General features: G+C 60.5%; 14 protein-coding genes, 1 pseudogene and 1 riboswitch. Of the genes and pseudogenes, 8 read left to right on the top strand and 7 right to left on the bottom strand.

Annotated elements, in window-relative coordinates; genetic code table 11:
• The first annotated feature begins 193 nt into the window (after window positions 1-193).
• The 4 genes and pseudogenes from AC13F2_RS05240 (at window position 194) to AC13F2_RS05225 (ending at window position 3,726) form a co-directional block, all read left to right on the top strand.
• A complete protein-coding gene (locus tag AC13F2_RS05240; RefSeq protein WP_482964508.1) occupies window positions 194-1,297 on the top strand; it encodes an HAD-IC family P-type ATPase in 1,104 nt (367 codons plus the stop codon).
• A 32-nt stretch (window positions 1,298-1,329) separates the two neighbouring features.
• A complete protein-coding gene (locus tag AC13F2_RS05235) occupies window positions 1,330-1,524 on the top strand; it encodes a hypothetical protein (protein WP_482964509.1) in 195 nt (64 codons plus the stop codon).
• Window positions 1,500-1,772 (top strand): annotated as a pseudogene (locus AC13F2_RS05230) (hypothetical protein); the annotation flags it as partial. The gene AC13F2_RS05235 and the pseudogene AC13F2_RS05230, both read left to right, overlap by 25 nt.
• 52 nt (window positions 1,773-1,824) lie before the next feature.
• Window positions 1,825-3,726, top strand: a complete 1,902-nt coding sequence (locus AC13F2_RS05225) for a glycoside hydrolase family 65 protein (protein WP_482964510.1) — start codon at window positions 1,825-1,827, stop codon at window positions 3,724-3,726.
• Between the two features lie 20 nt (window positions 3,727-3,746).
• On the opposite strand, the gene AC13F2_RS05220 is transcribed toward AC13F2_RS05225, so the two are convergent.
• Entirely contained in the window at window positions 3,747-4,475 is a 729-nt protein-coding gene (locus tag AC13F2_RS05220) for an HAD family hydrolase (protein WP_482964521.1), read from the bottom strand.
• Between the two features lie 353 nt (window positions 4,476-4,828).
• Between AC13F2_RS05220 and AC13F2_RS05215 the strand changes: the two genes are divergently transcribed.
• Entirely contained in the window at window positions 4,829-5,743 is a 915-nt protein-coding gene (locus tag AC13F2_RS05215) for a 1-phosphofructokinase family hexose kinase (protein WP_244959111.1), read from the top strand.
• 41 nt (window positions 5,744-5,784) lie between these two features.
• On the opposite strand, the gene AC13F2_RS05210 is transcribed toward AC13F2_RS05215, so the two are convergent.
• From AC13F2_RS05210 to AC13F2_RS05200, 3 genes are read right to left on the bottom strand one after another with little or no spacing between them, the layout of a single operon-like run.
• On the bottom strand, window positions 5,785-6,261 hold the full coding sequence (locus AC13F2_RS05210) for an L-lactate permease (RefSeq protein WP_482964511.1): 477 nt from the start codon (window positions 6,259-6,261) through the stop codon (window positions 5,785-5,787).
• On the bottom strand, window positions 6,255-6,695 hold the full coding sequence (locus tag AC13F2_RS05205) for a hypothetical protein (RefSeq protein ID WP_482964512.1): 441 nt from the start codon (window positions 6,693-6,695) through the stop codon (window positions 6,255-6,257). Before AC13F2_RS05205 ends, AC13F2_RS05210 begins: the two co-directional genes overlap by 7 nt.
• Window positions 6,688-6,978: a hypothetical protein gene (locus tag AC13F2_RS05200; RefSeq protein WP_149036579.1), complete on the bottom strand. Its 291-nt coding sequence runs from the start codon at window positions 6,976-6,978 to the stop codon at window positions 6,688-6,690. The genes AC13F2_RS05205 and AC13F2_RS05200 overlap by 8 nt, the downstream gene beginning before the upstream one ends.
• Window positions 6,979-7,454: 476 nt before the next feature.
• Here AC13F2_RS05200 and AC13F2_RS05195 point away from each other — a divergent pair, with 476 nt between their 5' ends.
• On the top strand, window positions 7,455-7,748 hold the full coding sequence (locus AC13F2_RS05195) for a hypothetical protein (protein WP_482964513.1): 294 nt from the start codon (window positions 7,455-7,457) through the stop codon (window positions 7,746-7,748).
• 76 nt (window positions 7,749-7,824) lie between these two features.
• Here AC13F2_RS05195 and AC13F2_RS05190 read toward each other — a convergent pair whose 3' ends face one another.
• From AC13F2_RS05190 to AC13F2_RS05180, 3 genes are read right to left on the bottom strand one after another with little or no spacing between them, the layout of a single operon-like run.
• Window positions 7,825-8,754 carry a cobalamin-binding protein gene (locus AC13F2_RS05190; RefSeq protein WP_482964514.1) on the bottom strand — a complete coding sequence of 310 codons (930 nt, stop codon included), beginning with the start codon at window positions 8,752-8,754 and terminating at the stop codon, window positions 7,825-7,827.
• A 1-nt stretch (window position 8,755) separates the two neighbouring features.
• Window positions 8,756-9,310: a hypothetical protein gene (locus AC13F2_RS05185; protein WP_051749615.1), complete on the bottom strand. Its 555-nt coding sequence runs from the start codon at window positions 9,308-9,310 to the stop codon at window positions 8,756-8,758.
• Window positions 9,311-9,321: 11 nt separating this feature from the next.
• A complete protein-coding gene (locus AC13F2_RS05180) occupies window positions 9,322-11,253 on the bottom strand; it encodes a TonB-dependent receptor plug domain-containing protein (protein ID WP_037447551.1) in 1,932 nt (643 codons plus the stop codon).
• Between the two features lie 176 nt (window positions 11,254-11,429).
• Window positions 11,430-11,661: riboswitch (cobalamin riboswitch) on the bottom strand.
• Window positions 11,662-12,468: 807 nt separating this feature from the next.
• On the opposite strand from AC13F2_RS05180, the gene AC13F2_RS05175 reads away from it, so the two are divergent.
• Together AC13F2_RS05175 and AC13F2_RS05170 are read left to right on the top strand one after the other, a co-directional pair.
• Complete coding sequence (locus AC13F2_RS05175; RefSeq protein ID WP_482964515.1) at window positions 12,469-13,557, top strand: IS110 family RNA-guided transposase; 1,089 nt, start codon at window positions 12,469-12,471, stop codon at window positions 13,555-13,557.
• A gap of 572 nt (window positions 13,558-14,129) precedes the next feature.
• Window positions 14,130-14,505 (top strand): excisionase family DNA-binding protein (locus tag AC13F2_RS05170; RefSeq protein ID WP_482970449.1); only part of this gene is annotated, 376 nt, incomplete at its 3' end.

The following is a 14,505-nucleotide window of genomic DNA, read 5'->3' as shown; positions in this document are numbered from 1 at the left end:
GTCACTACGACGAAGCCCAAATCCTTCTTAAATCACAACCTCAAATCTGTGCCATAGGTGCTGACGGGGGACAGACTGGTCAGGCAATGTCGAGCGCGCGGCCGCTCAAGGGGAACGCCTGCTCGGTTTCGCCATGCTCCGGCTCGAACAGTCAAGAGAGCGCATTGCGCACGCAGATCTGAAGAATGCACGGATGCTGGGATTGATGGGGTTCGTCGATCCGCCGCGCGAGGAGGCAAAGCGGGCGATCGCCGAATGCCGATCGGCCGGCATCGCGATCAAGATGATCACCGGCGATCATGCCGCGACCGCCATGGCGATCGCCCGGCAGTTGAACCTTTCGGACAATCCGCAGGCTTTGACCGGCACAGAGATCGAAGCATTGGACGACGACGAGCTGTCCGGGCGTGTAGAGCAGGTCTCGGTGTTCGCGCGCGCCAGCCCCGAGCACAAGCTGCGTATCGTGCGCGCGCTGCAATCGCATGGCCATATCGTCGCGATGACCGGTGACGGGGTCAACGATGCGCCGTCGCTCAAACAGGCCGACGTCGGCACCGCCATGGGCATCGCAGGGACCGAGGCCGCGCGCGAAGCCTCCGAGATGGTGCTGCTCGACGACAATTTCGCATCGATTGTAGCCGCCGTACGCGAAGGCCGCACTGTCTACGACAATATCCGCAAGGTCATTGCCTGGACCGTGCCAACCAATGGAGGCGAGGCAATAGTGATCGTGCTCGCCATCCTCGCCGGCTTCGCGCTGCCAATGACTGCGACGCAAATCTTGTGGGTCAATCTTGTCACCGCGGTGACGCTGGGTCTCGTCCTTGCCTTCGAACCCCCAGAGCCGGGTGTCATGGAAAGGCCTCCGCGCAGGCGCGATACCCCTCTGCTGACCCCGCTCCTCGTCTGGCGAGTGGCACTGGTTTCGGCATTGTTCGCGGGCGTTTCGCTGTTGATTTTCTTTGGCGCGCAATCGCTGGGTGCCAGTGTGGAAAAGGCCCGCACGATGGTGGTCAACATGCTGGTGGTTGCCGAGATCGCCTATCTTTTCAATGTTCGCTTCCTGCACATGCGTTCACTCACATTGAAGGGGGCGCTCGGCACCAGACCCGTGCTGGTCGCGCTGGCGATTGTGATCGTCGCGCAGATCGCGTTTACTTACTTGCCGCTCATGCAAATCGTTTTTGAAACCGAGGCGCTTACCATTACCGAAGGAGCGATCATCGTGCTGATCGGCTTCGGATTGCTGCTGCTTCTGGAAGCCGAGAAGCGGTTCACCCGCAGATATACGATGTGATATCCATCCCACCTACTAACCAGGAAAAATCCATGTTGCGCCCACGCCTTACTCCTCCCAGAGACATCTTCCCGGTCGACCCGTGGGGAGTGGGGGCGGCGCGGTTCGATCGTGACCTTCTTCAGGCATATACCGGGCAAGCGGAGACGATGTTTGCGCTCTCCAACGGGTATCTCGGCATCCGCGGGACGAGGGACAACCGGTGGAAGAGCCGGGTACCTATCTGAACGGCTTCTACGAAACGCGGCCGATTACCTACGGTGAGAGCGCCTACGGTTTTCCCGACACCGGCCAGAGCATGCTTGTCTGCCCCGATGGCACCCCCATACGCCTGACCGTCGATGATGAAATCTTCAATCTCGCCACAGCCGAGGTGCTGGAGTTCTCGCGCCGCCTCGATCTGGCGAAAGGCGTGCTCACACGCAACACCACGTGGAGAACGCAGCGGGGGCGCCGTCTTACGCTGAAAACGACACGTCTGGTCTCGCTCGACATGAAGCACGTCGCTGCGATCCACTGGGAAACTCGTGCCCGAGGACGACGTGGACTTGGTGATTTCGTCGGAGATCGTGGAGCGCGCTCCGTTGCCACTCGAAGACTTCGACCCGCGACTGGCCGAAACTCCGGAAGGCAGCATCCTGTGTACGACCGGTGGGTCGGTGGACGGCCTGCGAGCCGTGCTGGGCTTTGTGACCTGCCGCTCGCGGCTCGCGCTCGGCTGCGCGATGGATCACGTGCTCGAAACGTCCTCACCGTGCGAGACGGTCGCGGAACGCAAGGAGACCGGCGCCGCGGTGACGATGCGAATAGCCGAACGCGCGGGCGTGCCGATCCGGCTCACCAAGTTCATGGCCTATCATTACGGGCTTGAAGACGGCGACGACATGGTTGCCGCTGCCAGAGCAAGTCTCGACAAGGCCGTCGCACGCGGTTTCCCCGTCCTGCTTGCAAGACAGGAGGAGAACGTGGCGCAATTCTGGGCCGGTGCGGACGTGGAAGTGGAGGGCGACCCTGCGATCCAGCAGGTCATACGTTGGAACCTGTTTCAGCTCATGCAAGCGTCTTTCCGTGTGCATGGTCATGGCATCGGCGCGCGGGGCCTGACGGGGCGCAGCTACGAAGGCCACTACTTCTGGGACACCGAGATCTACGTATTGCCGTTCCTGAACTACACCGCGCCCGATACCGCGCGCGCGGTGCTCAAATTCCGTTACGATATGCTTCCCCAGGCACGAGCGCGCGCGCGCGAGCTGGGTCATCGGGGCGCAACCTTTCCCTGGAGGACAATCAACGGGAACGAGGCCTCGGCCTATTACGCGGCCGGTACCGCGCAATATCACATCAACGCCGACATCGCCTATGCACTGAATAGATATGTCGAAGTGTCCGGAGATGACGAGTTCCTCGCCCGCTACGGCGCCGAGATCCTGGTCGAGACGGCACGCTTCTGGCTCGACCTCGGTTTCTTTTCGGCTCGTCGGGAGGGCAGGTTCTGCATCAACGCGGTGACGGGGCCGGACGAATACAATGCGGTAGTTGATAACAACTACTTCACCAATCTGATGGCTCAGGAAAACCTGCGCCTCGCAGCCAAAGCCGTGCTAACTCTCGACAAGGATGCGCGCGCAGCGCTGGTCGAGCGGACAGGCCTGGCGCCCGAAGAGCCCGCGGCATGGAGCGAAGCCGCGGATCGCATGTACCTACCATATGACGAGCGGCTCGGCGTCCATCCGCAGGACGACAGCTTCCTCGACAAGGAGGTCTGGGATTTCGAGAACACCCCGGAGGAGAATTATCCCCTTTTGCTCAACTATCACCCCTTGAATCTCTACCGATCGCAGGTTATCAAGCAGGCCGATACGCTGCTGGCCATGTTCCTGATGAACGGTCATTTCGCCGATGCCGAAAAGAAGCGGGATTTCGACTATTACGACCCGATCACCACTCATGACAGTTCATTGTCTGTCTGCATCCAGTCGATCATAGCGAGTGAGATCGGCTATAGTCGAAAGGCCTTCGACTACTTCAATTTCGCCGCCTCGATGGATCTCTCCGACGTCGGCGGCAATGTAAAGCATGGCGCACATGTCGCCTCTATCGGAGGCACCTGGATGGCGCTCGCCTACGGGTTCGCCGGTCTGCGCGACGGAAGTGGCGAAACAAGGTTCCGCCCCCGCCTGCCCGCCGAATGGACACGCTTGCAAATTCCGCTCACGATCCGCGGGCGGCGCATTCGCGTGTCGATCGATCACGAGGAGACGGTCTACCGGCTGGAAGCCGGCGATGCGCTAGAAATCATACACGAAGATGAAACTGTGCAGCTGACCCCTGCCGTTCCGGAAGCGCGACGACCGACGACGAAAATGGCGCCCGATCGGAAAGCGGGCTCCGGGGCGGTCGATCCCGCCGAACCCGACGATAGCACGTAAAGTCAATCTCGAACTGACGCTCAGAGAACTTCCACAACGGATAGATCGGGCACCACCATGTCCGCACCTGCTGCAAGCAAGGCCTCGGCATGCTGGCCACGACCGACGCCGATGACGGTGTGGAAACCGGCTTTCCGGCCCGCCGCGACACCGGCAATCGCGTCCTCGAAGATCGCCGCCCGCGTCGGCTCGACTTCCAGCCGCTGCAGTGCCTCGCGAAACAGCGCCGGGTCCGGTTTGCTTGGCAGATCAAGTCGTGCTGAGTCGACCCCGTCTACCCGTATCTGGACAAAGCTGTCCAACCCGGTGGCCTTGAGTACCGCCCCTGCGTTAGCACTGGAGGAAGCGACCGCCACCCGAATATCTGCTCGCCGCAAAGCCTGAAGCAGGGCCCTGGCACCTAGCAGCGGCGCAGAATCGCACCGAAGTCGCTCCTGTACCGCCTCGTTCTTGCGCCGGGACAACCCCTGTACCGTTTCAGCATCGGGCGGGTCGGACTCCGATCCTTCGGGTAATTCGATGCCGCGCGAGGCAAAGAAGGCGCGAACGCCGTCCTCGCGGCGGCGGCCATCGACGAACGCCCGGTAATCCTGTTGGCTGAAATCGGCCAGGGGCGGGCGCCTTTGGCGCAGGAAGGCGTCGAAGGTTTCCTTCCACGCTGCTTCGTGCAGACCAGCCGTGTCTGTAAGTACGCCATCAAGATCGAACACTGCTGCGTCGAGGTGTTCGGGCGAAAGCGACACTTCCATGCGGGTCAACTGTAATCTCCAGGCGGCCCCAACACCTGAGCGGGGCTTTCGGCATGCTGCGGTTCGACCTTTATACTACCAGCCACAGGATGCCTGCAAACCTTCTAAATGCCCACAAGCCTCTGGCTGGCATTGACACCGCCAGGTTTGGCCCCCGATGCGTGGTGCATAGCGTACCGCCACGGCTTTTCGCGCAGTTCCCAGTGCAATAGGGTATTGAACTGCGCCTTGTTGCCAGTTCGCTGCTATGTAGTTATTCTGGCCCGAACTGACACCTTGCCATGAAAAACACGTTTGTTGGTTAAAGCGGAACTGGAGATCAACGCCTGATGCTAAGTATTGTGACGCTTACGATGAACCCAACCCTCGACGTTGCGTTCGAAATCGATCGCATCCTGCCAGTGCACAAGATGCGCGGAGGCAATGAGCGACATGATCCGGGCGGCGGCGGTATCAACGTTGCGCGAGTATTTGTACGGCTGGGAGGCAACGCCCGTTGCTGCTATCTGAGCGGAGGCGCGGCTGGTGCTGCTCTCGATTGGCTAGTCGATTTGCATCAGCTGGTGCGCAACCGGATCGCGATCGTTGGCGAAACCCGGGTAAGCACATCGATATTTGAGCGGGACAGCGAGAGTGAATATCGCTTCGTAACCGACGGACCAATCATATCGGCTGGAGAGTGGCAGGAATGCGAAGCTGCCGTGGCGGAAATCAGCTGTGATTACCTCGTCGCCAGCGGTTCGCTCCCGCAGGGCGTGCCGAATGATTTCTATGCCCGCATCGGCAGATTGGCTAAGAAGCGGAACATCCGGTTTGTCCTCGACAGCTCCGGAGCCGGATTGGCCCACGGCCTGGAAGGCGGCGGCGCCTTTCTGGTGAAGCCGAGCATTGGCGAACTGCGCGCGCTGACCGGCAAGCAATTGCAGGAAGAGGAAGCGATTATCGAAGCCGCAGAAGGCATAGTCCGGCGTGGAGAAGCCGAGCATGTCGCAGTGACAATGGGTCACGACGGCGCGATCCTGACGAATGGAAATGGAACAACCCGGCTCCCCGCGCTTCCCGTGGAAGCCATGAGTGCCGTCGGAGCAGGAGACAGTTTTCTGGCGGCAATGGTCCATGCATTCTCGGCTGGGCGTGAGCCTGTCGACGCCTTGCGCTTCGGCATGGCGGCCGGCGCTGCCGCCGTGCTTACTCCCGGTACCGACCTTGCCCGGGCAGACGATATCCATCGGCTTTATGGAGATATGTCAAAACACCACAGCTTCTGACGCTGGCGGCCGGATTGAGGGTTACGCCGTTCGCGGCGATTTCAGAACATCGGCAGCAAGGCAGACAGCGCAAGGAGCAGCGCGCCGCCAGCAACCGCATAAAGCACGCAGACCGGTAGCGTTTGTTTCAGAACCTCCCCCTCCCGTCCAATCAAACCCACGGTCGCAGCGCCGGCGACGATGTTGTGCGGCGCGACGATATTGCCGATCGCTACGCCGAAACCCTGGCCGGCAAGCGCTAGCAGCGGCGCGACATTGCCCGCAGACGCCGCGGACACCTGGAATTCGGCCAGGACGATGTTCGAGGTCGTGGCCGAACCAGTGACGAAGGAACCCAGCGCTCCGGTCAATGGCGAAGCGAGCGGCCAGGCCGATCCCAGCAGCTCGGCGGCAGCGAGGGCCAGTGCTTCTATCATTCCGCTATGCACCATGAATCGGGCAAGCAGCAGGACGGAAACGAGGGCCAGGGCGACCGGAGGCAACCGGCGGGCGGCGGCAACGAAGGTGACGTTCAGCATGCTTCGCCCGGTTGCATTTGCGTATGCGGGGATACGGTCACTTGGATAGCCCGCGACCACGCGGCTTCGACGGCGGGATGGTATGGCACCATCGACATCGTCCCCTGCACCACCTGGCCGGAAGGAAGCGTCAGGTTGATCGCCTTCATCGGATCCAGCGACATCCATCCCCAGACCGAGGAAAGAAGCTTCATCAGGACGAGGTGGATTTCGTGAGTCTTGAACGTGAAATAGCCCAGTACGAAGAGCAGGAGGACGGTGGTTCCGATCCATGTGTAGAGCGGGATTCTGATCCCCGCCCAGGTCATCAGGATCTCGTGATGGAACAGCTGCGATCCCCGCGTGAAATTGCCCGCGTTCCGCTTCACTTTTCCGCGCGCAGAAGCGTGCGTCAGAGTGATCGCCTGCTGGTTGTATCTGATATCCTCACGCATGGTGCTCTCGCACGTTGCGCATGGCCGCACGGATCAGCTCGTCACTGTCCTCCGGATACTGCCTTTCGACCAGGAGGGAGAGCGCAAGCTGGGTGTGCTCGAGGATGGTGAGCGCACGCTGGCCATTGAGTGCGATACCCAGCTTGAGCATCGGCAGGCCGATATTGACGGAGGTGCGTATTACCTCGGCACGCGTTATGCCTTGTGCGGCCGCGTAGGCGTCGAGGGCTTCGAGAGCATCGGGGGAGAACCCTACGCCGATGCCTTTGTAGGTACTGGCCATGCAAACTCTTTCCGAGTTGTGCATGGTTTCTCTATCGCAAGCCCTTTATATATCCGCCGAAACGGAAAGGGAAGCGCGTTTGCGGAAGAAAGATATTTCGGCGCTAACGCGCTGATGTACCGGCATATTCCGATCATATCGTTTCTTTCGTCCTTCGCCGAAATATGTTTCGGGAGCGCCATTCTGAACTAAGTGGCTGTTCCAAAGCCTATTTTGTCCCGAAAAGAGCTACGGCGCAGCCGTGTTCGGTGTGCATAAATCAGGGGACTTGGCGGTTCTTCTCTTGGTCTGCTGGTCTTGGGGGAGTCGTAGAGGAGCTGGTCATCCAGCTGGAGGTGTCGGCTTTCTAGCCGGAATGAACCTCACGCTTAGTCCGCAGGGCTGATCCTCGATACTGTCATGGCGGACATGCCACTCACGACGATCCGCGGCTACTCGCCCTTCACCATCAACACCACTTCCGGCTTCGTTGCGCCGTGAAGAGGATCGCGACCACACTCGCCCTTTATATGGGGCTTGTCGCCTGTGGCTCCGACACTCGGGTGTCTCAAAGCGACCTCATCATTCTCGATGATTATCCGGCGACGCTCAACCTGACGACCTTGTCGGGTACCATCAAGCGGATCGACGGTTGTATTTCGATCAGCGACGCGCACGACTCGGTATTCGTGCCGCTGTTTCGCCCTGGCGATACGCTTGGAGGGCCTCACTGTGTTCCCGTTAGCGGTGCGAACTTGAAGCTGAATGCGCGCAACTTTGCATGCAGCTGATTTTGAGTATCGGTACGCAGCTTTGAAAACAAGGGCTGATGCGCTCGTTTCGCGTCGAATAGCGCGAAAAACATCGTCAAACCCCATCGATGGAGATCCAATCCCGTCCCATCTCCAATGCCTGTGTTGGCGTCGCCCCAACCAACTGCGCGATCAGTTCAGCCGACTCGACGAGTCGTGGGCCAGGACGATTGAAAAGATGGTGGCCATCAACGGCAAAGACCTTCCCTTTGCGAACCGCGGTAAGGTCTTTCCAACCGAAGTGGTCGACGAGCGACCCCAGATCGGCGAGCGTTTGTGGCAACAGATATCCGCAGGGCATCGCAACGATCAGATCGGGATCGGCGGCAATCAAGTCGTCCCAATTCAGCCACGAGGAATGTTCTCCGGCTCGCGCGAACAATGGGTGACCGCCGGCCGCCTCGATTAGTTCGGGTACCCAGTTTCCTGCGGCCATCAGCGGATCGATCCATTCGATCGCGGCGACACGCGGGCGATCCATCCTCTCCGCGCTACTTCGGGATAGCCCTGACATCCGCTCCTTCAAGTCACCGACGACCGATGATGCACGCTTGGGAATTCCCGCCGCTTCGGCGACCTTAGCGAAATCGCTCCATACATCTTCCAATGTATCGGGTGCCAGCGACAGCAGCGTCGGGGCGGTTCCGATCCAGTCGCCGAGTGCTTCTTCCAGATCGGCAGGGGTGACCGCGCAGACCGCGCATTGCGATTGGGTCAAGATGAGGTCGGGCCGCAAGTCCCGCAGAAGCGCGGTATCGACTTCGTATACCGACAGTCCTTGCCTCACGATTTCCTGGATCCGGTCGTCGATCTGCCGCGACGTCAGTCCTTTCTCGAGTCTGGTCGACGTGACGACCGGCAATGCCTTTACGAAAAGCGGATAATCGCATTCGTGCGAGCGACCGACGAGGCTCTCTCCCAATCCGAGTGCGACGGCGATTTCGGTCGCGCTCGGCAGGAGGGACACGATGCGCGGCTGCGCCATGTCAGGCGAACCGTATTCGCGGAGAAGGTCCGAATAGCGTGGGAGCGGCTCTGGCGAGGAGCCAGGACGCCAACAACAGTCCTGCGAACCATAATGCATCGTTCGCGAAGATCTGTCCCACGATCGCCATCGTGAAAGTCTCTGTCCCGCCTACCACCAAAGCAAACCCGAATAGCGCAGCCTCGTAAACAGCGAAGCCGATCAGAAAGGCGCCAAATGTCCGAAGGGTGCTCAGCTCGTTTTGTTCTCCCATGATGATGGCACCGGCGAGCATGGCGAGAATAGATGCGATGCCCAGCGCACCGCCCCAGGCGAACGCATATCCCGTGTGCGGGTAGCCGAGGACGGTGAACCCCAGCAACTGGTTGGTCGCCCAGATCGCGAGGATCGTCGTTAACGCGAGCGAGCGGCGCATGGTCGCGGCGGTCACGATCGTAACAGCCACGAACGGCATCATGCAGGCGGCAACCAGCGATCCGCCCACCGTCGCCAAGGCAAGTGTGACAGGCCATGCGAACCTCGCAATGTCGGACTTTGCTATCATTTCATCCGTCATCGAAATTCTCCTTAGAAACGCGCGCGCGCGCCAATGGCGAACGAGCGTCCGGGCGTCGCGAAACTGAAGACATCCTCGTAATCGGCGGCCGTCAAATTCTCGACTCGGCCGAACAGCTCGACATTATCCATCACCCTCACGTCGGCGTTGACGTTCAGCAGAAAGTAGTCGTCCAGTTGCACGCGAACCGGCACGAACGAGGGATCGATGAAAGCGCTGTCGATCGTCTCTCCATTGTAGCGCGCAACGAGCGTGACCCCTCCGGCATCCTTGGGAGCGCGCCAGTCGACAGCCAGGCTGGCGGTATGGGAGGGCCGCCGCACTTCGCGCGCGCCATCCTCGTGGGAACGCAGATAGGTGTAAGCTCCATTGACGCGCCAAGCTTCCGCGAAGCGCGCCTCGCCGAACACTTCGACGCCGTTTCTCTTGGATACGGTATCGCGATTGCCAGGGCTGGCGACGAAGTTCGGGGGCGGAAAAGAAGTGAAGATCTCTTCGTCCAGTTCGCTCTCGAAATAGGTGACCCCGATTGAAGCGCGCTCACCGAACAGCGACTGGTCGATCCCGATCTCCCATCCGCTCGACTTCTCGGGCCTGAGGTCGGGATTGCCGATGAAACGGCCGTCCACGAACCCATATAGTTCGTAGAACGAGGGGTTCTTCACCCCCGATCCGACGGCCCCGCGCACTCGCGTAGCCGCAGCGATCCGATAGCTCGCCTGAAGCCTGTACGTGGTTGTATCGGCGAACTGGTCGTTCCAGTCCCTGCGGATGGATGCGGACGCGCTCGCTCGGTCTCCGAGATCGATCGCATACTGGCCGACGAGACCGACATTGTCGATCTGTCGGCGACCGGTGAATGCGAAGCCGGTCGGATCGGTGTTACGGAAGCGTTCGCGTTCGACATCGAGAGCCGCCGTGACCCGGTGGGTCAGACCGCCAGCCTCGATACGCAACGTCGTATCGTAGGACCCTTTCAACCTCTGGCCCTCGCTGCCATAGCTGCGTCCAGTCGAAGCGAAACCGTCGCGCCGGGTATCCGCGATCTGGGCCGAAAACGCTTGGGTCCAGCGATCGTCGAGCAAGTCTAGCTCGCCCCTGATGAGCACATAGATAGCCTCGTTCTCGAAGCGGTTGCCGGGGCTATCGACCTGGAATCCGAAGGTCGGACTTCCCGGATCGGAATCGCTGTCGTTGAATTCGGCATTGGTGCGCGCGTAGCGTAATACACCAGTGAGGCGTGCATTGGTTGATGGCGCGAACGTCGTCTTCAGCGAGACCGCACCACTGTCGTTCGCAAGATCGCGCGTGCCGTTCCGGGCGCCTGGCGTGCCATCGGTGGTATTGAGTGTGGCGGACAGCGCGTAGTCGAGATCGCCACTATATCCAGCGATCCGGGCAGCACCGTTCACCATGCCGAACGAACCGGCTTCGATCCGCGCGACCGCCCCGGGCGCATCGCGGCCGTCGAGAGTGATGTACTGGATGACGCCGCCGATCGCGTCCGACCCGTAGATCGCGCTCTGCTGTCCGCGCAGCACCTCGATCCGCGAAGCCTCGTCGGCGATAAGCGTTCCGAAATCGAACTCGCCGGCATAGGGATCCGACACCTCGATCCCGTCAACGAGGACGAGCGTATGGTTGGCTTCAGCACCGCGCAACCGAAGCTGTGTCTGACCGGGAACCCGTCCGACCGCGACCCCTGGGACGTCGCGGAGCACGTCGGACACCTCGCGGACTTGCCTCCGGTCGAGGATTTGCTCGTCGAGGACGGTGACCGATCCGCCGATCCGGTCGAGCGGCATGGGATCGGTGGCGCGGTTCCCGGTGACGACGATCGAGGTGTTGGATGTCTCTGGATCGGCAGCGGGATCGATGGTCTGAGCGAGCGATGGAGCCGGCAGAAGCACGGAAGACAGAAGCGACAGGTGAATGTATTTCATGAGAACGAATTTCCGGGGCGCCGGGCGACTTGGCCGGAGCGTCCGCACGAGTGCGGTCGACGAGACTGCTAGGGACGGACGCGTGCATCCCCCGGCAGTCCTGCCGATGCGGCTCCAACCGCTACTCGTCGCCCGGACGAAATTCGTTTCGCGCCTGGCCAATCCCATGAGCCCGGCAAGAGCGACACGCGCCGGTCGGTCTCCTGGCTCACGGGTTGTCGCACGAAACATACCTTCCCAGACGACAATTGCCGCCCAGTGGTTGTGGAGCCAACCCCACCCATGTTACGCGCTCGCCGCTTACAGTTGCAGGGACAGCCGCAGAATTGGCCTATCGAGACCTCACTGCGTTCCCGTTACCGGCACGCTTTATCGACATTTGATTCTGCCGACGCTCGTCTCATAGACTTTGGTCGAATGAGCGGCAAGCGCTCAGTTCCAGAGCAACGCAGCAAGACGATGGTCGCCGTTTTAGGGGGTAGGTGAACTTAATCCATCGTATCTGTTTAGGTCACCAACTGAAATGCCCAGATGTTGATCCGTCGACCTTTGGATTGGCACCAGCTTTCGCTTTCGTCTGAGATCGATTCTCAACCCTTTCTTAAATATCGCGAATGGTGTCGGAAGCCGTACGGCAGCATTTTAGTTTCTAATGCGCAAGCCGGACAGATCGCATACGGTCCAACTTCGTCGCCGGTTCAATGTCCTCTATATTGAATGCGCGGCCTAAAAGCCGACCGTCGCACACCCACCCTAAACCACGACATTAAAGCGTCAACATTATTGACCCAGAAGCTGACACATAGGCCGTCCACGAGCGTGGCCGCAACCAATCGTCGAGTATCCCGTGTGCGCTCGTAATCCGAATATCTGGCGCTTGGTGTGCGATGATCGCGTCGTTGCGCTGCCTTGGCGTTGCATCATTTAGCGACGCTCTTAGACACTGCCGCTACAGAAACTTTGCAGCTTGGTTGCTAATCAGAAGCACACTCGCAACGCTATCACTGCAGGTCGCTGGCAGCGCCGGATACAGTCGCGATGCACTCCGCTTGCAGGCGTAATCGGCGTGGGGTATTTGTCCGTAAGCGTCTGATTTGAAGAAAGAAAATGAGGGCCGCTGTATTTGGGGAGGACTTGGCTGCGGCCAAGTCTTGCACAGCGGCTGCATCAGGCGCTTCCCTCGCTCCGGTTAAACGGAAGCGTAGGAGTCGGATGATGGAGTACTTTGCAGGGCTCGATGTATCGATCGAGGAGACCGCGATCTGTGTGGTGGGCGATGACGGGAAGGTGGTACTGGAGACCGAGGTCCCGACCGAGCCGGAGCTGATCGCTGAGGCGCTGGAGCGGTTTGCGGGACGGCTGCGCCGGGTCGGCCATGAGGCGGGATCGGTATCGCCGTGGCTGCATGCCGGATTGATCGAGCTGGGCTTGCCCGCCGTCTGTCTGGAGACGCGCCATGTGCGCGCCGCGCTGTCGGCCCAGCGCAACAAGACCGACGCCGCCGATGCGCTCGGTATCGCCCATATCATGCGCACCGGGTGGTTCCGGCAGGCGCATATCAAGACCGAGGAGTGCTACCGGATACGCCTGCTGCTGGTCCAGCGGCGCAACCTCAAGCGCAAGTTCCTCGATATCGAGAACGCCATCCGCCACTCGCTGAAGGTGTTCGGGATCCGGCTTGGCAAGGTCGGACGCGGATCGATGGCGAAGGCCGTGCGCGAGGCGGTCGCAGGCGATGCGATGACCGCAGGGCTGATGGACTGCATGCTCAGAGCCCGCGCGGCGCTGTGGGATGAGTATCTGATCCTGCACAAGCTCGTCACCCAGCTCGCCATGCGCGACGAGCTGTGCCGCCGGTTCATGGCGATCCCGGGCGTCGGCCCGGTGACCGCGCTGAGCTTCAAGAGCGCGATCGATGATCCCACCCGCTTCCGCCGCTCGCGCAACGTCGCAGCATACTTCGGGCTTACCTCGCGCCGCTGGCAGTCGGGCTCGTCGATCGACGTGAAGGGCCGCATCAGCAAGGCGGGTGATCCCGATATGCGCCGCGCGCTCTACGAGGCTGCATCCGCGATGCTCACCCGGTTCAAGGGGCGCGACACGATCAAGACGTGGGGACTGAAGCTCGCGAAGACCAAGTGCCACGCCAAGGCGCGTGTCGCGGTCGCCCGCAAGCTCGCCATCGTGATGCATGCGATGTGGCGCGACGGCACGTTCTATGTCGGCGATCCCGACGCCGAAGCGCACGAGTTCGACAGCGCCTACGCCGCCAAGATGCAGCGGCTGAGCTACGCGCGGTCATGATGACGAACACGTAGAACGCAGCCGACTGACGGCTCGACAACATACGGAGGTCCGCGCAAGCGGCAGAAGGAATGATACAGACCAGGACAACGGGAAGCACGATATCTCGCCTGTGGCAGTGCAGACTGACCACGCTTGATTGCCTGTGACGATGCCCCGTAACTCCGATAGCGACATGTGCCGCGAGCGCCCAAGTATCGCCTCGATGCAGAGCGATACCGGCTTCGATGAGCACGGAAGATTGCGCGGCGTATCAGACCTCAACCGCTACTTCGCAGACCAGCCTACATTGGCGTCGAATAGTTGGTCTTTTAGTGCTAAAGAGAGGAAACGACGATGGCGAATACTTGCTCAAAAACGAAGCCAAATAAGATGGCGAGATAAAAGCGCCGCCGTCGGTCGGGGCGCAGGTGGTTGGTTTCGTTCAGTAATATGCGACGGCACCCATATTGCCCCTGCGGCGCTCATTTCAAAAAGTTCTTTGCTATCAAACAGATTGGCGACGGCGCTTGGCGTTCTGCGCTGTTTTCGTTCGGTAACCCGCTTTCGCCCGGACGTCCTTCGCCGTCCCGATGAGCATCGGTGCATTTGACTGGAGTGCTTGCCCCCACGCCTCTGCGCTGCGGCGAAAGAACGACAGCTGCGGCGTAGGAACGTCATGTGGCGCAGGGTGCCCTAATCGATCGATACTCAGTGCTGATGGCGGGCCGGCCTGTTCCCTCCATGCTTCCCAAGGTCGGTCCGTCATCACCCGAAAGATGAAAGGATCGACGGCTATGCCATCTGCGAGCACGACAGAGCATCCTTGCGAGCAATGCGGGCCCCAGGCCATCGAACCGATCGCCATGCGCGTACCCGAAGCCTGTCGCTATCTCGGGATCGGACGCAGCACACTCTATGTGCTCATTTCCAGAGACGAGATCGAGATCATCAAGATGGGGAGCGCAA

This window comes from Qipengyuania sp. L-5Y (assembly GCF_056859455.1).
This window is presented reverse-complemented; position numbering and strand designations above follow the sequence as displayed.

Bases quoted from the DNA above. Each gene is read 5' to 3' on its own strand.
- AC13F2_RS05235 (WP_482964509.1), top strand. From the start codon at position 1,330: ATGTTGCGCCCACGCCTTACTCCTCCCAGAGACATCTTCCCGGTCGAC.
- AC13F2_RS05220 (WP_482964521.1), bottom strand. From the start codon at position 4,475: ATGGAAGTGTCGCTTTCGCCCGAACACCTCGACGCAGCAGTGTTCGAT.
- AC13F2_RS05190 (WP_482964514.1), bottom strand. From the start codon at position 8,754: ATGGCGCAGCCGCGCATCGTGTCCCTCCTGCCGAGCGCGACCGAAATC.
- AC13F2_RS05185 (WP_051749615.1), bottom strand. From the start codon at position 9,310: ATGACGGATGAAATGATAGCAAAGTCCGACATTGCGAGGTTCGCATGG.
- AC13F2_RS05200 (WP_149036579.1), bottom strand. From the start codon at position 6,978: ATGGCCAGTACCTACAAAGGCATCGGCGTAGGGTTCTCCCCCGATGCT.
- AC13F2_RS05175 (WP_482964515.1), top strand. From the start codon at position 12,469: ATGGAGTACTTTGCAGGGCTCGATGTATCGATCGAGGAGACCGCGATC.
- AC13F2_RS05180 (WP_037447551.1), bottom strand. From the start codon at position 11,253: ATGAAATACATTCACCTGTCGCTTCTGTCTTCCGTGCTTCTGCCGGCT.
- AC13F2_RS05240 (WP_482964508.1), top strand. From the start codon at position 194: ATGCTGGGATTGATGGGGTTCGTCGATCCGCCGCGCGAGGAGGCAAAG.
- AC13F2_RS05210 (WP_482964511.1), bottom strand. From the start codon at position 6,261: ATGCTGAACGTCACCTTCGTTGCCGCCGCCCGCCGGTTGCCTCCGGTC.
- AC13F2_RS05215 (WP_244959111.1), top strand. From the start codon at position 4,829: ATGAACCCAACCCTCGACGTTGCGTTCGAAATCGATCGCATCCTGCCA.
- AC13F2_RS05205 (WP_482964512.1), bottom strand. From the start codon at position 6,695: ATGCGTGAGGATATCAGATACAACCAGCAGGCGATCACTCTGACGCAC.